This is a genomic window from Saccharopolyspora sp. NPDC049426, from assembly GCF_040676935.1.
Classification (GTDB): domain Bacteria; phylum Actinomycetota; class Actinomycetes; order Mycobacteriales; family Pseudonocardiaceae; genus Saccharopolyspora.
The window spans coordinates 129,633-149,978 of record NZ_JBFAPZ010000016.1; the positions used below are offsets into that span (position 1 = coordinate 129,633).

Here is a 20,346-nt window from a genome sequence, read left to right on the forward strand (position 1 = left end):
TAGTTCGGCCGCGTGAGGGGAAACCACAGATCGGTCCGCGTTTCGACACGAGGGGAGCCGATCTCGATGGCCAACGGCGACGCCAAGCACGAGCAGCTGGACGGGGTCCGCGCCGACCTCACCGACACCGAGCTGACCACGCAGCAGGGCGTGCGGGTCGACCACACCGACGACTCGTTGCAGGCCGGTGAGCGCGGTCCGACGCTGCTGGAGGACTTCCACTTCCGGGAGAAGGTCACCCACTTCGACCACGAGCGGATCCCCGAACGGGTGGTGCACGCGCGAGGCGCGGGTGCTTACGGGCACTTCCAGCCCTACGACGGCTGGCTGGGCGAGCACACCGTCGCGAAGTTCCTGACCGACCCGAACGTGCGCACTCCCCTGTTCGTGCGGTTCTCCACCGTCGCGGGCTCGCGCGGCTCGGCCGACACCGTGCGCGACGTGCGCGGGTTCGCCACCAAGTTCTACACCGAGCAGGGCAACTACGACCTGGTCGGCAACAACATGCCGGTGTTCTTCATCCAGGACGGCATCAAGTTCCCCGACTTCGTGCACGCGGTGAAACCCGAGCCGCACAACGAGATCCCGCAGGCCGCCTCCGCGCACGACACGCTGTGGGACTTCGTCTCGCTGCAGCCGGAGACGTTGCACATGATCATGTGGCTGATGTCGGACCGGGCGCTGCCGCGCAGCTACCGGATGATGCAGGGCTTCGGCGTGCACACCTTCCGGCTGGTCAACGCCCAGGGCAAGGGCACGTTCGTGAAGTTCCACTGGAAGCCCTTGCTGGGCAGCCATTCCCTGGTGTGGGACGAGTGCCAGAAGATCGCCGGCGCGGACGCCGACTTCAACCGCCGCGACCTGTGGGACGCCATCGAGGCGGGCCAGTACCCGGAGTGGGAGCTGGGCGTGCAGCTGGTCGACGAGTCCGACGAGTTCGCCTTCGACTTCGACCTGCTCGACGCCACCAAGATCATCCCCGAGGAGCAGGTCCCGGTGCGGCCGGTGGGCAAGATGGTGCTCGACCGCAACCCGGACAACTTCTTCGCCGAGACCGAGCAGGTGGCCTTCCACACCGCCAACGTGGTGCCCGGCATCGACTTCACCAACGATCCGCTGCTGCAGGCCCGCAACTTCTCCTACCTGGACACCCAGCTGATCCGGCTGGGCGGGCCGAACTTCGCGCAGATCCCGATCAACCGGCCGGTCGCGGAGGTCTCGACCAACCAGCGCGACGGCTACGGCCAGCAGCGCATCCACAGGGGGCAGACGAACTACACGCCCAACAGCCTCGGCGGCGGATGTCCCGCGATCGCCGATTCGGAGGTGTTCCGCCACTACCAGACGCGGGTGGACGGCGACAAGATCCGCAAGCGCAGCGAGAGCTTCACCGATCACTACAGTCAGGCCACGCTGTTCTGGAACAGCCAGTCCGACTGGGAGAAGGACCACATCGTTGACGCCTTCCGCTTCGAGCTCGGCAAGGTCGGCCACCAGCACGTGCGCGAGCGCGTCCTCGCCGAGCTCGTCCACGTCGACGGCGACCTGGCCGTGGCGGTCGCGCACGGGCTCGGGCTCGAGCCGCCGGAGGGCGGCACCGAGAACCACGGCCGCAGCTCCCCGGCGCTGAGCTTGGCCAACTCCCCCACCGATTCGATCGCGACCCGCAAGGTCGCCGTGCTGGTCGCCGACGGGGTCGACGCCACCGAGGTCGAGCAGATCCGGCGCGGCCTGTCCGAGCGCGGGGCGACCGCCGAGGTGCTGGGCGCCGGGCACGACGGGCGGGCGCGCGGCGCCGACGGCTCCGAAGTGGACATCGACGTGGCGGCGCGCACCGCGATGTCGGTGGTCTACGACGGGGTGATCGTGCCCGGCGGGAGCGAGAGCGCGCGGACGCTGGCCGCCGACGGGCACGCCGTGCACTTCGTCGCCGAGGCCTACAAGCACCACAAGCCCGTCGCGGCCAGCGACGAGGGGCTGGAGGTGCTGCGGCGAGCGGGCATTGGCACCGACGGCGAGGGCACCGACCGGGGCGTCGTGCTGGCCGCGAACACCGGCGGCTCGCTGCCGGACCAGTTCGTCGAGCAGTTCGCCGCCGCTCTGGGCAAGCACCGGGAGTGGGACCGCGACACCGCCTCGATACCCGCCTGATCAGTCCTTTTCGCACCGTTCGGGGGGTCTGCGACGATCACCCGCAGGCCCCCGCCGTGCACCGAGGGTGACTTTGGGTACCGGTAGTGTCACACTCCGCGAGCCCGAGGGAGCCGCCGCGGGTGACATCTTCTAACGTGCGGCTCCGTGAACATTCTGCGAACGATGCCCGTCGAGGACATCCTCACCCGGGGTGAGCGCAGCGGCCTGGTCCGCCGTCTCACCGGTAAGGAACTCGTCGGGTTCGGCATCGGAATCATCATCGGCACCGGCGTTTTCACCCTCGCCGGGATCGAGGCCAAGGACCACGCCGGTCCCGCCGTCGTGCTGTCCTTCATCATCGGCGGCATCGTGGCGGCGCTGGCGGCACTGGCCTACGCCGAGCTGGCCTCATCGGTGCCCACGGCGGGAAGCGCCTACACCTACGCCTACGCGACGCTGGGCGAGCTGTTCGCCTGGATCATCGGCTGGGACCTGCTGCTGGAGTTCGCCCTCGGCGCGGCGGTGGTGTCGCGGAGCTGGTCGGGCTACATCGCCAACCTGCTGGGCCTGCCGCAGGCGTGGTTCGGCGAGGACGCCACCGTCAACGTGGGTGCGATGCTGATCATCGCGGCGCTGACCGCGGTGGCGGTCATCGGCATCCGCGAGTCCTCGTGGCTGACCAACGCGCTGGTCGTGGTCAAGGTCGCGGTGTGCGTGCTGGTCATCGTCGCCGGCCTGTTCTTCGTCAACGGCGCGAACCTGGACCCGTTCGTCCCACCGGCCCAGCCCGCCGAGACCGGGTCGAGCGCCCTGGAGCAGCCGCTGGTGTCGGCGCTGCTGGGCATGGAGCAGTCGGTCTACGGCTTCGGAGGCGTGCTCACCGCGGCGGCCATCGTGTTCTTCGCCTACACCGGTTTCGAGGCGCTGGCCAACCTCGGCGAGGAGACCAAGCGCCCCCGGCGCGACCTGCCGGTGGGCCTGCTGGGCAGCCTCATCGTCTGCACGCTGCTGTACGTGCTGGTGGCGTTCGTGCTGGCCGCGATGGTCGACTACCAGCAGATCGACGAGGGCGCCCCGCTGGCGGCGGCGTTCCAGTCGGTCGGCCAGCCGTGGGTGGCCGCGCTGATCTCGCTGGGCGCGGTGACCGGTCTGACCTCGGTGATGATGGTGGAGCTGGTGACCATCGGCCGCATCGGGTTCGCGATGAGCCGCGACGGCCTGCTGCCCCCGAAGCTGTCGCAGGTGCACCCGAGGTGGGGCACCCCGCACCGGATGACCATCGGCGGCGCGGTGGTGATCATCCTGCTGGCGGGGTTCATCCCGATCTCGGAGCTGTCGGACATGGTCAGCATCGGCGCGCTGTCCGGGTTCCTGATCGTGGCGCTGGCGGTGCCGGTGCTGCGGCGCACCAAGCCCGATCTGCCCCGCCCGTTCCGGATGCCGTTGTCGCCGGTGCTGCCGGTCATCACGGCCCTGGCGTGCCTGTACCTGATGTCGAACCTGGACGTGGTGACCTGGCTGCGGTTCGCCGTGTGGCTGGCGCTGGGCCTGGTGATCTACTTCGGCTACGGCCGCAGGCACGCGCACCTGGGTCGGCGCAGCGTTCAGCCGGCCGAGGATTGACCGACAGGAGGGCCGGATCGGCGCTACGGTCGATGGTGCCCGAGCCCATCATCTTGGAGGTTCGATGAATCCCGAGACGCCCGAGGCCGACGCCGTCGAGCAGTCGCGCCGAGCCGAGGACCTGCCCGATGAGGACGAGGCCGTGCCGGCGGAAGTGCCGCTCGACGCCGATCCGGCCGATTTCTCCGAGCAGTCCAGAGCGGTGCCGGTCGAGGAGGACTACGACCGCTGACCGGTGCGATGACGCCGGGTCCCTGCTGGTCAGGGGCCCGGCGTCGTCGTCACGGCAGGACCCGCGTGGGGTTGAGGACGTTGTGGGGATCCAGTGCGGCCTTGATCGCGCGCGAGGCCCACAGGCCGGCTTCGTCGAGCTCCCGGCCCAGCCAGTCGCGCTTGAGCTGCCCGATCCCGTGCTCTCCGGTGATAGTGCCGCCCAGGTCCAGACCGAGCTGCATGATCGCGTCGAAGGCCTGCTGGGCGCGAGCGGTCTCGTCGGCGTCGACGTCGTCGAAGGCGACCACCGGGTGCATGTTGCCGTCACCGGCGTGCCCGGAGCACAGCACCTGCACGCGGTGCTCGTCGGCGATGCGCTGCAAGCCCTCCACCAGGTCGACCAGGTGACGGCGGGGCACGCAGACGTCGTCGACGAGCAGCGCCTTGCCGAGCTTCTCGTGCGCGTCGCCGACCAGGCGGCGGGCCTGCATCAGCATCTCGCCCTCGGCGGCGCTGTCGGAGACCACGACCTCCGCCGCGCCCATCGCGCGCGCGACCCGCTCGAAGGCCGCGAGATCGGCCGGGGCGTCGGCCCCGCGATCGGACTGCACCAGCAGCATCGCCGCCATGCCCTCGGGAAATCCCAGGTCGGCGATCTGCTGGACGGCCTTGACCGAGGAGGCGTCCATGAACTCCAGCACGGACGGCTGGTAGCCCTCCGCGAGGTAGCCGGAGACGGTGCGGGCCGAGCCAGCGACCTCGGGGAAGAACGCGACGGCGGTCAGCGGCTGGGCGCTGGCGGGGCGCAGCGCGACGGTCACCTCGGTGACCACGCCGAGGGTTCCCTCGGCGCCGACCATCAGGCGGGTAAGGTCGTAGCCGGCGACGCCCTTGGCGGTGCGGCGGCCGGCTCGCATCACCCTGCCGTCGGCCAGCACGACCTCCAGACCGCGCACGAAGTCACCGGTCACGCCGTACTTGACGCAGCACATGCCGCCCGCGTTGGTGGAGACGTTGCCGCCGATGGTGGAGATGCTGCGCGAGCCCGGGTCCGGCGGGTAGAACAGGCCCTTCGCCGCGACGGCGGCGGCCAGCACCCCGTTGACGACCCCGGGCTGCACCACGGCCAGCTGCTCGTCGGGGTCGATGTCGAGGATGGCGTCCATCTTCTCCAGCGACAGCAGCACGCAGCCGTCGAGGGCGTTGGCCGCACCCGACAGACCGGAGCGCGCGCCCTGCGGGACGACCGGGACCCGGTTCTCGTGCGCCCACTTCAGCACCGTCGCCACGTCACCGGTGTCGTAGGCCCGCACGAGCCCGGCCGGGGTTCCGGCCGGGCAGAACGTGGCCCGGTCACGGCTGTGCGCCGCCAGCACGTCCGGATCGTCGAACACACGGCCCTCGGGCAGCAGCTCCCGCAGCGCGTCGGTGGAGATCATCGCCTCGTCTCTCCCAGGCTTTCGAACACTGGTCCTACCACCGCGAACCTAGCCCGCCGAACACCCCGATCCCACCCCGAGTGATTTTCTCCCCTCTTCCCCTCTCCCTCCTCCCGCACTCCTCAGAACGGATTTCAGTGGAACTCGGGTCCCTGATTTCCACTGAAATCCGGTCCCCGAGTTCCACTGAAATCCTCCACCTCGCGGGTCAGTTGATGCCTGGGGCGATCATGGTGAGCCAGACGACGATCGGGGCGATGACGACCATGGCTCCGCCGTAGAGGGCCAGGCCCTTGAACACGGAGTCGCGCTCGGGCTCGCGGGAGTTGGCGAGCATGATGGCGCCGCTGGTGGAGAACGGGCTGATGTCGACCACCGTGGAGGCGATCGCCAGTCCGGCGACCATGCCCGCGATGCCGACCTCGCCCGCGGCCATGAGCGGCACCGCCAGCGGGATCAGCGCGCCGAGCAGGCCGGTGGACGAGGCGAACGCCGACACGACCGCGCCGATGAGGCAGAGCAGGAACGCCGACAGCAGCGGGACGCCGATGCCGCTGACCGCCTTGCTGACGTAGTCGACCGTGCCCAGCTCCTGCAGCACGCTGACGTAGGTGAGCACACCGCAGATCAGCAGCACGGTGGGCCAGGTGACGTTCTTGACCGCGTCGCGGTGCGCCTGCGGCGAGATGACGCCGAGCACGACGGCGACGGTGATCGCCACCAGCCCGATGTCCAGCTCCAGGAACAGGGTCAGCACGACCATGGTCACGATGCCCAGCAGGGTCAGCGCCTTGTCCCAGCTCATCTCGACCTTCGCCAGCAGGGTGGCGTCGCGCGCCGCGCCCGGTGCGTCGGCCGGCACCGGGGCTTCGGCGGTCTTCCGGCCCCCGAGCAGCACGAAGGCGACCGCGGCGAAGACGAGGTTGAGCACGAAGCTGGCGAAGAACAGGAACAGCGGACTGCCCTGCAGCCCGCTGTCGTCGACGACGCCGTTGACGATGACGCCGAACACCGAGATCGGCGAGAACCCACCGACCATCGTGCCGTGCACGACCATCACCGACATCAGCAGCGGGCTGATGCCGTGCTTGGCGGCCAGTCCCATCGCGACCGGGGCGATGATGGCCACCGCCGCGGGCGGCACCGCGCCGATGGCGGTCAGCAGCGCCGAGACCGCGAGCATCACCCACGGCACCAGCGCCAGCCTCCCGCGCACCAGCTGCACCGACCGGTAGACCAGCCAGTCGATGGTGCCGTTGGCGCGGGCGATGGCGAACAGGTACGTGACACCGACGAGCACCATGAAGATCTCGCCGGGGAATCCGGCCAGGATGTCGTCGGAGCTCATCCCGCCGGCGAGGGTGCCGACGAGGAAGGCGGCGGCGAAGGCGAGCGCGCCCATGTTGACCGAGAACACGCCGGTGATGACGAAGATGGCCACCAGCGCCAGGATCGAGATCAGTTCGGGCGACATCCTCAGTCCCCCGATCTGCCGGTCAGCTCGGCGATCGCGGCGGTGACGCCACCCGGTTGGTGCGGCACACCGGCCAGGCCGAGCCCGGCTTCGACGACGCCGAGGGTCCCGAGCAGGGTGGCGTCGTTGAAGGCACCGAGGTGCCCGATGCGGAAGACCTTCTTGGCCACTTTGGACAGTCCCGCGCCGAGCGAGGTGTCGAAGTTCTCCAGGACGACCTCGCGCAGGTGGTCGGCGTCGTGGTCCGGCGGCATCAGCACGGCGGTCAGCGCGCTGCTGTAGTCGGTTCCGGGTGCGGTTGCGGGATCTCGGCAGAGGACTTCCAGGCCCCAGGCGCGCACGGCGGCGCGGGTGGCCGCGGCGTGCCGGTCATGACGCGCGTAGACCTCGTCGAGCCCCTCGTCGAGCAGCATCGACAGGGCCTCGCGCAGGCCGAAGAGCAGGTTGGTGGGCGGGGTGTAGCGGAAGTAGCCCTGCTTGCCGGCGTCGAGCTGAGGCTGCCAGTCCCAGTAGGACTTGGTGAGCTTCGACGACTGCGCGGCCAGCAGCGCCTTGGCGCTGATGACGTTGAGGCCGATGCCCGGCGGCAGCATCAGGCCCTTCTGCGAGCAGCTGATGGTGACGTCCACGCCCCACTCGTCGTGCCGGTAGTCCACCGAGCCCAGCGAGGAGATCGTGTCGACCAGCAGCAGCGCCGGGTGGTCGGCCGCGTCGAGGGCCGCGCGCACCGCGGCGATGTCGGTGACCACGCCGGTGGAGGTCTCGTTGTGCACCACGGCCACGGCCTTGATCCGGTGCTCGGAGTCGGCGCGCAGCCGCTGCTCGATGACGCCCGGGTCGGCGCCGCTGCGCCAGTCCCCCGGGATCGTCTCGGGCCGCAGGCCGAGCGTGGCGGCCAGTTCGGACCACTGATCGGAGAAATGCCCGGTCTCGCACATCAGGACCGCGTCGCCGGGCGAGAGCGTGTTGACCAGGGCGGCCTCCCACGCCCCGGTTCCCGAGGACGGGTAGATCACGACGTCGGCGGAAGTGCGCGCCACGGCGCGGAGTTTGTCGAAGACCTCCAGGGCGAGGTCGGCGAAGTCGGGGCCCCGGTGGTCGATGGTGGGTTTGGCGATCGCGTGCAGGACCCGGTCGGGAACGTTGGTCGGACCGGGGATCTGCAGGAAGTGACGACTGCTGGCAACGGACATTCGTTCCTCCACGGTGAGGACGCTCTTCCGGCATGTGAAAACCAAGTCTCGGTGGGTTGAATTCTGTAGACAGCAAGCCGATCATGTCAAGTGGCTCACTTCCCCCTTGACAACGGTTCTAGCTGGTCACGGCCGCGAAATCGGCCGGAAAACGCTGGAAGGAAACCCAGTGCGCAACGTCGCCACCGCAGGGATCGCCACCGAACTCGCCCGGAGCCTGGACGGCAACGTCCGCTTCGACGACTACACCCGCCACCTCTACTCCACCGACGCCAGCATGTACCGGGTCCGCCCCCTCGGCGTGGTCTTCCCGCGTCATGCCGAGGACGTCGCCACCACCGTCCGGTTGTGCCGGGAGGCCGGTGTCGCCGTGCTGCCGCGCGGCGCGGGGACCAGCCACTGCGGGCAGACCGTCGGCGAAGCCGTGGTGCTGGACTTCTCCAAGCACATGAACCGGATCCTGGAGCTCGACCCGGAACGCGGGATCGCCCGCGTGCAGCCCGGAGTGGTGCAGGACGAGCTCAACCTCGCCGCGGGAGCGCACGGGCTGTTCTTCGCGCCGGACACCTCCACCAGCAACCGCGCCACGCTCGGCGGGATGATCGGCAACAACTCCTGCGGTTCCCGCTCGGCCCGCTACGGCATGACCATCGACCACGTCGAAGGACTGGAAGTCGTGCTCTCCGACGGCACCCCGGTGTCGTTGGGCGAGCTGTCGGCCGCCGAGCTCGCGGCGAAGTCCACTTCGGACACGCTGGAGGGCCGGATCCACCGGCGGTTGCCGGAGATCGTCGATTCCGCGCGGCCGGGGCTGGCCGAGCAGACCCAGCAGTTTTGGCGGCGGGCCGGTGGCTACCGGCTGGACCGGCTCGCCGAGGGACCGTTCGACCTGGCGAAGTTCGTCGTCGGTGCCGAGGGAACGCTGGTCACCGTCACCGAAGCGCTGGTGCGTCTCACCCCGAAGCCGAAGGCGACCGTGATGGTCGTCGGGCACTTCGACTCCACCGCCGCGTGCATCGCGGGCACCGACGCGGCGATGCACACCGGTGCCGCCGGGATCGAGATGGTGGACAACTTCATCCTCGACCTCGCCCGCCGCTCTCCGGAGCACGCGCACCTCTTCGACGCGCTGGAAGGAGATCCGCGCGCGCTGATGTTCGCCGAGTTCTACGGCGACACCGTCGAGGAGGCCCGCGCCGCGGCCGAAGGACTCGTGGCCGCCTGGCGAGCTGAAGGGCACGGCTACGCGACTCGACTGGCCGCCACCGACGCCGAGCTCGCGCCGCTGCGCGCCCTGCGCAAGTCCGGGCTCGGGCTGCTGATGGCCGCGGGCGACTCCACCGAGCGGTCGGTGGCGTTCGTCGAGGACACGGCTGTGCCACCGGAACACCTGGCCGAGTACACGACCCGGTTCGCCGAGATCCTCGACGACCACGGGCTGCGCGCCGGGTTCTACGGGCACGCCTCGGCCGGCTGCCTGCACGTGCGCCCGTTCATGGACCTCACCCGGCCCGACCAGGTCGCCACCATGCGCAAGGTCGCCGAGCAGGTCTGCGATCTCGCGCTGTCCTACGGCGGGGTGAACTCCAGCGAGCACGGCGACGGGTACGCGCGCAGCGAGTTCAACCGGAAGATCTTCGGCGACACCGTCTACGAGGCGATGCGGGAGGTCAAGGCGCTGTTCGACCCGGACGGCATCATGAACCCGGGCAAGATCGTCGACGCTCCGCCGATGACCGAGAACCTGCGCGAGCCGACGATCCCGGTGGCAGCGCCGCTGGACACGCACTTCGACTTCACCCGCTACGGCGGGATGCGCGGGGAGGCCGAGCGCTGCCAGCGCATCGGCGCCTGCCGCAAGCCCGACACCTCGGGCGGGGTGATGTGCCCGTCGTTCATGGCGACCCGCGACGAGGAGCACTCCACGCGGGGCCGGGCGAACGCCCTCGTGCTCGCGCTCTCCGAGCCCGATCCGAAGGCCGCGCTGGGCGGCGACCGGCTCAACGAGGTGCTCGACCTGTGCCTGGAGTGCAAGGCGTGCCAGCACGAATGCCCGATGTCGGTGGACATGGCCACGCTCAAGAGCGAAGCCCTGGCCCACCACCACGCGCAGCACGGGACCGACCTGCGGACGCGGATCTTCGGTGCCACCCGACTGCTCTACCGGCTGGGCGCGATGGCCGCGCCGCTGACCAACGCGCTCGCCCGGCCGAAGCCGGTGCGGGCCCTGATGCAGAAGATCGCCGGGATCGACAGCAGGCGACCGCTGCCCGGTTTCCGCCGGGACGACCTGGTGCGCTGGAACCGGTCGCGTCCCGCCACGCCGACCGCCCCGGGAGTCGCCCCGGGCGAGCGGGGTGATGTGGTGTTCCTGGCCGACTCGTTCACCAGCCACACCGAACCGGCCATCGGCCGGGCCGCGATCCGCCTCCTCGAACACGCGGGCTGGCGGGTGCGGGTCGAGTCGCAGGTGTGCTGCGCGCGTCCGCAGATCTCCAAAGGCCTTCTCCCCCAGGCGAAGAAGGTGGCCGGGAAGTTGGTCGCCAAGCTCGCGCCGGAGGCGGAGCGGGGCGTGCGGATCGTGGGGTGCGAGCCGTCGTGCGTGTCGACGCTGTGCGACGAGCACCCCAGGCTGCTGGGTGACTCGCGGGTGGCCGGCAGCGCGAGCCTCGTCGAGGACCTGCTCCTGGAGGCCTTGGACGACGGCACCCTCACGCCGTCACCGGGCCCGGAGAAGGTCCTGTTCCACGGCCACTGCCACCAGAAGGCGGTGCTGGGCACGACCTCGTCGGCGCGTCTGCTGGGACACCTCTCCGAGGTCGACGTGCTCGACGCGGGCTGTTGCGGCATGGCCGGTTCGTTCGGTTTCGAGACCGAGCACTACGAGCTGTCGATGCGCATCGGCGGGCAGCGGCTCTTCGCCGCGATCGAGGGTTCGGCCGATGCGGCGGTGGCCGCCACCGGGGTGTCCTGCCGCCAGCAGGTCGCCCACGGGACCGGCCGTGAGGCCAAGCACCCGGTCGAGCTGCTCCACGACGCCGTCTTCGGGTGACGCGACCCCAGCAGGTGGCGGTTTGGGTCCGGACCGTCCTGTTCGTCCGGACGGTTCGGACCAGAACCGCCCGTCACCGGCTCACGCGGGCCAGAGGCCGAAGAGGGAGGCGAAGCCCTCCCGCCAGCTCGGCCAGGTGGGCTTCCAGCCCAGGGTCTCGCGGAGCCGGAAGTTGCTCGCCCCGCGCTGCTCGGTGAGCTGGTGCACGGTCAGCCAGTCCAGCTGGGAGTTCGCCTGGTCCGTGGTCAGCGTGACTGGGGCGGGAGCACCGGCCATCCTGGCGTAGGCGGGCAGCCACTCGCTGGACTCGGCCGGCTCGTTGTCGACCACGTTGTAGGCGTCCGGATCGCCCCCTTCGAGCAGCTCCAGGATCACTCCGGCGGCGTCGTCCACGTGGGTGAAGGAGGTGAGCCCGACCCCGTCGCCGACCAGCGGCAGTTCGCTGCCGACCACGCGGGCGTGCACGTCACCGCCGGGCGCGTAGCGGGTGTCCGGCCCGTACAGCGAGCCGTAGCGCAGCGACACGCCCTCGATGCCGGAGCGGCTGAACAGGTCCTCCTCCACAGAGGCCAGAGCCCGCACCAGGTCGCCCCAGCGCCCCGGGGCGTCGACCCACAGCGGTGTGTCCTCCTCCAGGACGTCGTGGCCGTGCGGGCGGTAGGCGGCCGTCATGCCCTGGGCGATGAACCGGCGCGCACCCGCCGTCACGGCGGCGTCCATCAGGTTCTTGGTGCCTCGTTCGCGGAGCTTCGCGGTGCGCTGCAGGGCTTCCTGCGGGTCGGCGGCACCGAAGGCGGAGCTCTGGTCGATCACGACGTCGGGAGCGGCGCGGCGCAGGTGTATGCGCAGCGCATCGGGATCCAGGAGATCGACCGCCGCGATCTCGTCGACGGACAGCTCTTCCAACCGGTCAGCCCTGCGCGCCAGCGCCGTCACGTGGTGACCGCGCTCCCGCAGCAGCGGCAGCAGCGCTCTCCCGATCACACCTGTCGCACCGGCGACAACCACACGCAGGGGCATTCCCCAGAACCTCGCATCTGGTCAAACGTCAGCGAGCCCTGAGGCTACCCCGGAACTCCTTGCCCCATCGGGTGAAACTCACCGGTGATCGACGAGAGGAAGATCATCTGCGACGAGCGGCGGGCCGGCTGGTCACGACCCGCCACCCGTCCAGACGGAGGAGTGTCACACCGTGCGGATGCCGGCCGCCTGCGGACCCTTGGGACCCTGGGCGATCTCGAACTCCACGCGCTGGTTCTCCTCCAACGTGCGGAAACCCGTGGCATCGATGGCGGAGTAGTGGGCGAAGACGTCAGAGCCGCCGCCGTCGGGGGTGATGAACCCGTAGCCCTTCTCGGCGTTGAACCACTTGACCGTACCGCTTGCCATTCCTTGTTCTCCCGTTCCTGCTGACCAGGGTCAACACTGCGCCGACCCCTGGTTGCCAGAGCTGATCACCGGCAGCCCGCGGAGCGACCACGGCACAAAAAAAGCGCCTGCGTTCTGGCAGGCACTCTTTCCAGTACTGCAAGGACCAAAACCGCAACCACGAGTCACGCTAGCACCGCAGTTGCGGGTTGTCACACGTTGATCGCAGCCAGTCAACATGAGACCGTATCCGGTCCGCCGCAGCGCTTTTCGGCCGCCGGACGTCGTGGTCCCCGGGCCGGTTCACGACCCGGGGACCACGACCCGCCATCACGGGATGCTCAGCAGCGCCTGCCCGCTCTCCTCGGCGACCCGGTTCTGCTCGGTGCGCCGCTCGGCCAGCATCAGCGCCGCGTCGCGCGGGGTGTGCCCCTCGGTGTCCCACGCCGCCAGCAGCAGCGGGATCTTGGCCAGCATCTCCTCGCGCAGCACCTGGAAGGACAGCACCGGGTCGGCGTCCACCCTGCCCAGCAGCAGCCACCACGCCCAGGCCGCGGCACCGGCGTTGGCCACGAAGTCCGGGATCACCGGGATGCCGCGGGTCGCCAGCATCTCCTCGGCCTCGGGCGTGACCGGGTTGTTGGCCGCCTCGACGATCACCCGCGCCGCCACGTCCGGCACCTGGTTGGTGCCGATGGCGAAGGAGACCGCCGCCGGGATCAGCACGTCGACCTCCTGCGAGAGCACCGCCTCGCGGGGCAGCCGCTGGACGTCGGCCGGGACCTGCTCGCGGTCGATCTCGCCGAACCGGTCGCGGATCTCCAGCAGAGCCGGGACGTCCAGGCCGTCCGGGTGGTAGAGGGTTCCGGCGGCATCGGCCAGGGCCACCACCTTCAGGCCAGCCTCGTGCAGGTAGAAGGCGGCGCCGCCGCCCATGGTGCCCACGCCCTGCACCGCGACGGTGGTCTCCTCCGCGGCCCAGTCGCGGGCGTGGACCACGCCCAGGCAGCACTGGGCGACGCCGTAGCCGCCGACCACGTCACCGAGCAGCAGGCCACCCGGCACCGGGGCGTTGAGCCCGGCCCGGACCCGGCGCAGCGTGCGCTCCGCGTCCGGCGCCCGGCGGATCGCCGCGTGGTAGGACTGGTGCATTCCGAGCTCTTCGAAGGCCTCGTCGATCAGGTGCTGGGGCACGCCCAGGTCCTCGGCGGTCACCCAGTGCGCGTCCAGCCACGGACGCATCGCCTGGAGGTAGCGCCGGAGCACTCCCTTGGCCTGCGGGTCCTTCGGGTCGCAGTCGATGCCGCCCTTGGCTCCGCCCACGGGCAGTTCGAACACAGCGGTCTTGCGGGCCATGCCGCGCGCCAGGTGCTCGACTTCTTCCATCGTGCAACCGGCCCGCATCCGCGTCCCACCGGTGGCAAGACCCGACACCAGGGTGTGCACGACCAGGAAGCCATTGCTTCCCGTCACCGGATCCGTCCAAGTCACCTTCATGAGCGGTTCGCCGCCGACGAGTCCCATGGGCGAAAACCTCCTTTCAGAGCGCATACGAGGTGGGGTAAGTCGATCGGGCTATGCCGACATAGGGCGGATAACCCGCCCTGGTTGCCGGAATAGCCCGATCAGATATGTGCTAACTCGAAGAGTCCGATTCGAGGAAGAAGATCCACAGATCCGGCCGGACGCGGGAGGTGATTCAACTCGGTTCGCATGGGCACCTCCCGCGTTGGCCGGATTGGCTCGAAGCTAAGGCCGGGGAAGTGACATTGTCAACAATCGTCGGTTCGGACAACCGTTAAGACGTCGGAACGGGTGGATGACGGCAGGTAAAACGGCCCTATCCGGTTGGTGCGTAACGAGATCAACTCACCCGGCCCCGCCGGGGACGCGTTGGTCCTAAGCTTCAGCGTGAAGGCGCTCGTGAGCCTTCACCGCCGCTCCGAAAACCGTCATTCCAGAAGAATCGGCCGCTCGGAGCAGGGGGAACGGCGTGCATCGCCCACGCTGCACGACTGGAAGGATGGGAGTCATGAGTCAACCTGACCCGCCGGGATCGCTGGACGAGGCCACGCAGCAGCAGCTGATCCAGGAGATCGGCCGGGTGATCGTGCGCGCGCTGCCCCCCGGCTGGCAGGAGTCCACCACGGAGTACCGCGCGCTCGGCGATCACGTCGAGACGGTGTGCCGGCTGATCGCGCCCAACGGCAGCGCGATCCCGCTCGCCGCGCCTCCGGAGGCCTCCGACCTGTTCGGACGGCTGCGGGCCGGCATGCACCAACCCGATCGGGGGACCTGGATCAGCGCGGTCTACCGGCTGCAGCGTCCCGGGAGCTACGCGGTCGACTTCAACGGCGACAACGAGCCGGACTGGCAGAGCCCTCCCCCGCCCTCGGCCTACGCCGAAGAGCTGCGCAGGCACCCCCGGCCCGCGGAGGCGACGCCGCAGTGGCTGGCCGCGGGCACCGCGCAGCAGGAGCAGCCGAGGCCGTCGCTGCGCACCGCCGAGGTCTTCGACGACCGGGGCAACCCGATCACCGAGCGCCCCGAGATCGGCCGCGCGGAGGCCGAGCGGGTGGCCGAGTACCTGGAGAAGGCACCGGTCGTGCTGGCCGCGCGCAGCTACGACAACGATCGCCTGGACCCCCAGCGCGCCGCGTCGGTCCCGATGACCTTCCACACCGACGGCAGCTGGATCTGGCCGGGTGCGGTGGCCTACTACCTGCGCCTGCACGGGGTGTCTCCGGAGCCCGAACTGCTCAACCACATCCGGGCGCTGGGCTTCCAGCTCCCGGAGGTCACCGAACCTCAGCGCGAGCTGGCGGTGTCGGTGATAACGGGAGAACGCCGCTAGGAGCTCTCAGGGGGATCACTTCGCCTAGCGCTGCCGGTAGGAGAGCCTGACTCCTCACGCGTGCCGGCCTCGGGCGCTCCGAAGGGGCGGGACGGTTCGTCCCGCCCCTTCGTCCCTTCAGGCCGGTCGATGTGGCCGGAACTGCTCGGTCATCGCGGGCCCGGCGCCTGCGACAATCAGCTCATGGCTGATGACGTGGCGTTCGTGGGCGGCCCGGTGGCCACCATGGATGCCGCGCGCTCGTTCAGCGACGCCGTGCTGGTGCGCGACGGCCGGATCGCGGCCGTCGGCGGCGAGGCCGTGCGCGAGCGGATCCGTCCCCGCACCGAGGTCGTGGAGCTGCGCGGACGTCTGCTGCTGCCGGGCTTCCACGACGCCCACGTGCACCCGGTGTTCGGCGGCATGCTGAAGTTGCGCTGCGACCTCTCGCAGGCCACCGACGGTGGCGACTGCCTGCGGTTGATCTCCGAGCACCTCACCGAGTTCCCGGACTCGCCGTGGCTGCTCGGCGGCGGCTGGGACATGGCCCAGTTCCCGGGCGGGACGCCGACCCGGCGAGCGCTGGACTCGGTGACCGGCGACCGGCCCGCCTACCTGGTCAACCGCGACCACCACGGGGCGTGGGTGAACTCGGTGGCGCTGCGGCTGGCCGGCATCGACCGGCACACGCCCGATCCGACGGACGGACGCATCGAGCGCGATCCGGCCGGGCGTCCCGACGGCACCCTGCACGAGGGAGCCACTCGCTTGATGGAGCACGTGCTCCCGGCCGCCGGTTCCGAGCAGTACCTCGACGCCCTGGCGGCGGGGCAGCGCCACCTGCACGCGCGCGGTGTCACGTCCTGGCACGACGCCATCGTCGGTCGCTACCTCGGTTACGACGACCTGCTGTCGACCTACCTGGCCGCCGACGAGCGCGGGTTGCTGACCGGCAAGGTCCGCGGAGCGCTGTGGTGGGACCGCGATCGCGGCGTCGAGCAGATCCCGGACCTGCTGGAACGCCGCAAGCGGGCACGAGGGAGGCGGTTCCGCGCGGAGACGGTCAAGATCATGCAGGACGGGGTGTGCGAGAACGCCACCGCCGCCTTGCGGCTGCCCTACCTGGGTCCCGCCGGCCGGGGGTTGTCCTTCGTGTCCCCGGAGGAGCTGGCGGAGCTGGTGCCGCAGCTGACCGCTGAGGGCTTCCAGCTGCACTTCCACGCCGTCGGCGACCGCGCGGTGCGCGACGCCCTGGACTCCGTGCGCGGGAGCGGACCCGAGCTCCGCCACCAGATCGCCCACGCGCAGGTGGTGCATCCGGGTGACATCGCGCGGTTCCGGGAGCTCGGGGTGGCGGCGACGATCCAGCCCCGCTGGGCGGTCAACGACGCGGCGATGACCGAGCTGACGGTCCCCAAGCTCGGGCACACCCGGGCGTCCTGGCAGTACCCCTTCCGCTCGCTGCGCGCGGCGGGGGTGGTGCTGGCGGCCGGCAGCGACTGGCCGGTGTCGGAGGCCGATCCGATGCTGGGCGTGCACGTGGCGGTCAACCGCCGGGAGAGCGGTTCGGACGAACCGCTGGGCCCGGACGAGGCGCTGGACCTCGTCGACGCCCTCGCGGCCTACACGGTCGGCAGCGCCTGGGTGAACCACGTCGAGCAGCACACCGGTTCCGTCGAGGTCGGCAAGGCGGCCGATCTGGTGGTGCTGGACGCCGACCCGTTCACCCTGCCGCCGGAGGAGATCGCCGGGTGCGGAGTGGATCTGACAGTCGTCGACGGGGAGTTCGTGCACCAGCAGTGATCTCGCCGCTGGGCCGGGCGGGCGATGTCGTGTCCCGATCGTGTGCCAACTCCGGTGAGGCATTGGCGAGGGCGCGGGTGACTGGTTCCGTCAGCTGGCGACGGTGCACACCTCTGGGAGGCCGCTGACCCATGTCGTTCCGACTGCCCGAGTTCTACCTGTCCTACCCCGCCCGCTTGAACCCGAACCTGCAGCGAGCCCGCGAGCACACCAAGGTGTGGGCCCGCAGCATGCAGATGATCGACGTCCCGCAGCAGGGCAAGGAGATCTGGTCCGAGGCGGATCTGGACCGCGACGACTACGCGCTGCTGTGCGCCTACACCCACCCCGACTGCGACGGTGACGAGCTCGACCTGGTCACCGACTGGTACGTGTGGGTGTTCTACTTCGACGACCACTTCGTCGAGCTCTACAAGCGCGACCCGGACCTCACCGCCGCCCGCGAACACCTCGACCGGCTGCGGGCTTTCATGCCGGTCGAGGGACCGATCACCGAGCAGCCGACCAACCCCGTGGAGGCCGGGCTGGCGGATCTGTGGCGCCGCACGGTGCCGTCGATGAGCGCCGACTGGCGGCGCCGGTTCGCCGAGAGCACGAAGGCGCTGCTGGACGAGTCCCTGTGGGAGCTGCACAACATCAGCGAGAACCGGCTGTCGAATCCCATCGAGTACATCGAGATGCGCCGCAAGGTCGGCGGCGCTCCGTGGTCGGCGAACCTGGTCGAGCACGCCGTGGGGATGGAGGTCCCGGCCGAGCTCGCCGCGACCCGGCCGCTGAAGGTCCTGCGCGACACGTTCTCCGACGCGGTGCACCTGCGCAACGACCTCTTCTCCTACGAGCGCGAGGTCGCCGACGAGGGCGAGCTGAGCAACGGCGTCCTGGTCTTCGAGCGGTTCCTGGGCTGCGACACGCAGCAGGCCGCCGAGACCGTCAACGACCTGCTGACCTCGCGGATGCACCAGTTCGAGCACACCGCGCTGACGGAGGTGCCGAGGCTGCTCGACGAGCACGCGGTGGACCCGGTCGGACGGCTGGCGGTGCTGGGTTACGCCAAGGGCCTGCAGGACTGGCAGTCCGGCGGGCACGAGTGGCACATGGCCTCGGGGCGGTATCCCGAGGGCGGTGGCAACTCGTCGGTCCTGGGTGGCCCCACGGGTCTGGGCACCGCGGGCGCCTACATCGCCAAGTCGCTGATCTCGACCGCGCCGCAACGCCTTCGGAGCTTCACGAGGGTGCCCTTCCAGCCGGTCGGCCCGATTCAGAAGCCCCAGTTGGAGGTACCGTTCGAGCTGCGGTTGTGCCCTCACCTGGACGCCTCCCGGGAGCACGCGGTGGAGTGGGCGCGGGAGATGGGGATGTTCGCCGACTCCCCACCGGTGTGGGACGAGGAGGCGGTGCGGTTCAACGACCTGCCGCTGTGCGCCGCAGGGCTGGATCCGGACGCCTCGCTGGAGGAGCTGGACCTGGGCTCGCACTGGCTGGTGTGGGGGACCTACGGCGACGACCTCTACCCGCAGCGCTACGGCCACGCCCGTGACGTGGCCGGCGCCAAGGCGCAGAACGAGCGGCTGAAGCAGGTCATGACCGACACGGGCGAACCGGGGATCGTGCCGGTGAACATGATGGAGCGCGGCCTGGCCGACCTGTGGCGGCGCACCACGGCTCCGATGAACGCCCGGGAGAGGCAGTCGCTGCGCAGCGCCGTGGAGGTGATGATCGACAGCTGGGTGTGGGAGCTGGACAACCAGGCGCACAACCACGTTCCGGACCCGGTGGACTACGTCGAGATGCGCCGCGCCACCTTCGGTTCGGACATGACGATCAGCCTGGCGCGCTTCGCCCACGGTGACGTGGTGCCTCCGGAGCTGTACGAGACGCGTGCGGTGCAGAACCTGGAGAACTCGGCGATCGACTGCGCGACGATGATCAACGACGTCTTCTCCTACCGCAAGGAGATCGAGTTCGAGGGCGAGGTGCACAACGCGGTCCTGGTGGTGCAGAACTTCCTGGACTGCGACCAGGACCGCGCCTTCGAGATCGTGCACGGGCTGTTCAACGCCCGGATGGAGCAGTTCCTGCACGTCATCAACGTGGAACTGCCCGTCCTGTACGAGGAGCGGGAGGTCGCACCGGAGGCGCAGGAGGCGTTGAACCAGCACGCCGAGGAGCTCAAGGACTGGCTCATCGGCATCCTCAACTGGCACGAGAAGGTGGCCCGGTACCACGACTCCGAACTCCGGCACAACGCGCCGCTGAGCGGATTCCGCGCGCCCTACGCGCCTTCGACTCCGTGGGATCCGGTGCTGGGCTGAGTCATCGCCCGCCAGGCGGCCAGTCCGACGGCGGCGATGGCCTCGACGCCATCGCCGCCTCGGTAGCCCTTGGTGGACACCGCGTCGGTGAGCTGGTCGACGAGCACGGCGAGGACGACCTGCGGGGTGTCGTCGGTGCTCAGCAGCGCGACGTCGTGGCGCAGCCCCTTGATCTCGCCGGTCTTGTTCCAGCAGCGCGCGTTCTCGGGCAGCAGCAACGGGATCCGGTCGACGACCTGCTGCCGTGACAGCACGGTGAGGGCGTGCGCGGTCAGCGCGGGCGGCAGCGCTGTGCCCTCGGCGAGCGCGGTCAGGACCCGCGCCTGGTCGAGCGCCGTGGTCCGCAGGACGCCGGGAGCTTCGGTGTCCATGATGTGGCGCTCGATGCGGGTCCCGGTGCAACCCAGGTCGGCGGTGCACGCGGCGATCGCGGTGAAGCCCACCTCGTCGATGACGGCGTTCGTGGCGGCGTTGTCGCTGACCACGATCATGAGGTTGATCAGGTCGCTCAGCGACGCCCTGGGCACGCTGGGGACCTCGAAGAGGACGCCTGTCCCTCCGGTCCGCTCGGCGGGCAGCTCCACCGGCGCGTCCAGGTCGAGCCGCCCGTCGGCGACGGCCCGCAACGCGGTGATCATCACCAGGACCTTGATGGTGCTGGCCGAGTGCACCTCGACCTCGGCACCTCGCAGCACCGGCGCGTTCTCGCGGAGGTCCCAGCTCGCGATGCCCACGCGCCCGGGGAGTTCCAACTCCGCCAGCTCTGCCTCGAACCTCGCCGCGTAGCCCACCCGCAAACCTCCTCGACACCGTCCTCGCCCGCCAAGGAAAGCACACCGCGCGCGCTCACTCGCGAACCCCGGCTCGCTTCGCCGCGGTCGCCCGCAACCAAGCTCGCGCTCG

The 20,346-nt window shown here is 70.1% G+C and carries 14 protein-coding genes; 7 read left to right on the forward strand and 7 right to left on the reverse strand.

The features are described 5' to 3' along the window. Positions 1–66 precede the first annotated feature (66 nt). The 3 genes from AB0J78_RS28780 (at position 67) to AB0J78_RS28790 (ending at position 3,988) form a co-directional block, all read left to right on the forward strand. Positions 67–2,151: a catalase gene (locus AB0J78_RS28780; RefSeq protein ID WP_363794379.1), complete on the forward strand. Its 2,085-nt coding sequence runs from the start codon at positions 67–69 to the stop codon at positions 2,149–2,151. 147 nt (positions 2,152–2,298) lie between these two features. After that, the gene (locus AB0J78_RS28785; protein ID WP_363794381.1) at positions 2,299–3,756 is read left to right on the forward strand and encodes an amino acid permease; all 1,458 of its coding nucleotides are present in this window, start codon (positions 2,299–2,301) and stop codon (positions 3,754–3,756) included. A gap of 64 nt (positions 3,757–3,820) precedes the next feature. Beyond that, on the forward strand, positions 3,821–3,988 hold the full coding sequence (locus tag AB0J78_RS28790) for a hypothetical protein (RefSeq protein ID WP_363794383.1): 168 nt from the start codon (positions 3,821–3,823) through the stop codon (positions 3,986–3,988). Between the two features lie 49 nt (positions 3,989–4,037). Here the strand turns inward: AB0J78_RS28790 and AB0J78_RS28795 are convergent, their stop codons facing one another. The 3 genes from AB0J78_RS28795 to AB0J78_RS28805 form a co-directional block, all read right to left on the reverse strand. Next, entirely contained in the window at positions 4,038–5,408 is a 1,371-nt protein-coding gene (locus AB0J78_RS28795) for an FAD-linked oxidase C-terminal domain-containing protein (protein WP_363794385.1), read from the reverse strand. 208 nt (positions 5,409–5,616) lie between these two features. Next, positions 5,617–6,882 (reverse strand): SLC13 family permease, encoded by a 1,266-nt coding sequence (locus AB0J78_RS28800; RefSeq protein WP_363794387.1) that lies wholly within the window; start codon positions 6,880–6,882, stop codon positions 5,617–5,619. 2 nt (positions 6,883–6,884) lie between these two features. Then, positions 6,885–8,075, reverse strand: coding sequence for an aminotransferase class V-fold PLP-dependent enzyme (locus AB0J78_RS28805; RefSeq protein ID WP_363794389.1), 1,191 nt, complete (start codon positions 8,073–8,075; stop codon positions 6,885–6,887). A gap of 169 nt (positions 8,076–8,244) precedes the next feature. On the opposite strand from AB0J78_RS28805, the gene AB0J78_RS28810 reads away from it, so the two are divergent. Next, complete coding sequence (locus tag AB0J78_RS28810) at positions 8,245–11,127, forward strand: FAD-linked oxidase C-terminal domain-containing protein (RefSeq protein WP_363794391.1); 2,883 nt, start codon at positions 8,245–8,247, stop codon at positions 11,125–11,127. An 81-nt stretch (positions 11,128–11,208) separates the two neighbouring features. Here AB0J78_RS28810 and AB0J78_RS28815 read toward each other — a convergent pair whose 3' ends face one another. From AB0J78_RS28815 to AB0J78_RS28825, 3 genes are all read right to left on the reverse strand, one after another. Further along, positions 11,209–12,147 (reverse strand): NAD(P)-dependent oxidoreductase, encoded by a 939-nt coding sequence (locus AB0J78_RS28815; RefSeq protein WP_363794393.1) that lies wholly within the window; start codon positions 12,145–12,147, stop codon positions 11,209–11,211. Between the two features lie 165 nt (positions 12,148–12,312). After that, positions 12,313–12,516 carry a cold-shock protein gene (locus AB0J78_RS28820; RefSeq protein ID WP_145739725.1) on the reverse strand — a complete coding sequence of 68 codons (204 nt, stop codon included), beginning with the start codon at positions 12,514–12,516 and terminating at the stop codon, positions 12,313–12,315. A 309-nt stretch (positions 12,517–12,825) separates the two neighbouring features. After that, positions 12,826–14,019: a Glu/Leu/Phe/Val dehydrogenase dimerization domain-containing protein gene (locus AB0J78_RS28825; protein ID WP_363794395.1), complete on the reverse strand. Its 1,194-nt coding sequence runs from the start codon at positions 14,017–14,019 to the stop codon at positions 12,826–12,828. Positions 14,020–14,527: 508 nt separating this feature from the next. Here AB0J78_RS28825 and AB0J78_RS28830 point away from each other — a divergent pair. From AB0J78_RS28830 to AB0J78_RS28840, 3 genes are all read left to right on the forward strand, one after another. Next, on the forward strand, positions 14,528–15,349 hold the full coding sequence (locus AB0J78_RS28830; protein WP_363794397.1) for a hypothetical protein: 822 nt from the start codon (positions 14,528–14,530) through the stop codon (positions 15,347–15,349). 183 nt (positions 15,350–15,532) lie between these two features. Further along, positions 15,533–17,131, forward strand: a complete 1,599-nt coding sequence (locus AB0J78_RS28835) for an amidohydrolase (protein ID WP_363794399.1) — start codon at positions 15,533–15,535, stop codon at positions 17,129–17,131. A gap of 131 nt (positions 17,132–17,262) precedes the next feature. Then, on the forward strand, positions 17,263–19,443 hold the full coding sequence (locus AB0J78_RS28840) for a germacradienol/geosmin synthase (protein WP_363794401.1): 2,181 nt from the start codon (positions 17,263–17,265) through the stop codon (positions 19,441–19,443). Here AB0J78_RS28840 and AB0J78_RS28845 read toward each other — a convergent pair. After that, positions 19,404–20,234: a serine hydrolase gene (locus AB0J78_RS28845; protein WP_363794403.1), complete on the reverse strand. Its 831-nt coding sequence runs from the start codon at positions 20,232–20,234 to the stop codon at positions 19,404–19,406. The two genes, AB0J78_RS28840 and AB0J78_RS28845, sit on opposite strands and share 40 nt — an antisense overlap. Positions 20,235–20,346: the final 112 nt, after the last annotated feature.

Coding starts and splice junctions, on each gene's coding strand:
- AB0J78_RS28805 (WP_363794389.1), bottom strand. CDS start 8,075: ATGTCCGTTGCCAGCAGTCGTCACTTCCTGCAGATCCCCGGTCCGACC.
- AB0J78_RS28840 (WP_363794401.1), top strand. CDS start 17,263: ATGTCGTTCCGACTGCCCGAGTTCTACCTGTCCTACCCCGCCCGCTTG.
- AB0J78_RS28795 (WP_363794385.1), bottom strand. CDS start 5,408: ATGATCTCCACCGACGCGCTGCGGGAGCTGCTGCCCGAGGGCCGTGTG.
- AB0J78_RS28820 (WP_145739725.1), bottom strand. CDS start 12,516: ATGGCAAGCGGTACGGTCAAGTGGTTCAACGCCGAGAAGGGCTACGGG.
- AB0J78_RS28780 (WP_363794379.1), top strand. CDS start 67: ATGGCCAACGGCGACGCCAAGCACGAGCAGCTGGACGGGGTCCGCGCC.
- AB0J78_RS28790 (WP_363794383.1), top strand. CDS start 3,821: ATGAATCCCGAGACGCCCGAGGCCGACGCCGTCGAGCAGTCGCGCCGA.
- AB0J78_RS28830 (WP_363794397.1), top strand. CDS start 14,528: ATGAGTCAACCTGACCCGCCGGGATCGCTGGACGAGGCCACGCAGCAG.
- AB0J78_RS28800 (WP_363794387.1), bottom strand. CDS start 6,882: ATGTCGCCCGAACTGATCTCGATCCTGGCGCTGGTGGCCATCTTCGTC.
- AB0J78_RS28835 (WP_363794399.1), top strand. CDS start 15,533: ATGGCTGATGACGTGGCGTTCGTGGGCGGCCCGGTGGCCACCATGGAT.
- AB0J78_RS28825 (WP_363794395.1), bottom strand. CDS start 14,019: ATGGGACTCGTCGGCGGCGAACCGCTCATGAAGGTGACTTGGACGGAT.
- AB0J78_RS28815 (WP_363794393.1), bottom strand. CDS start 12,147: ATGCCCCTGCGTGTGGTTGTCGCCGGTGCGACAGGTGTGATCGGGAGA.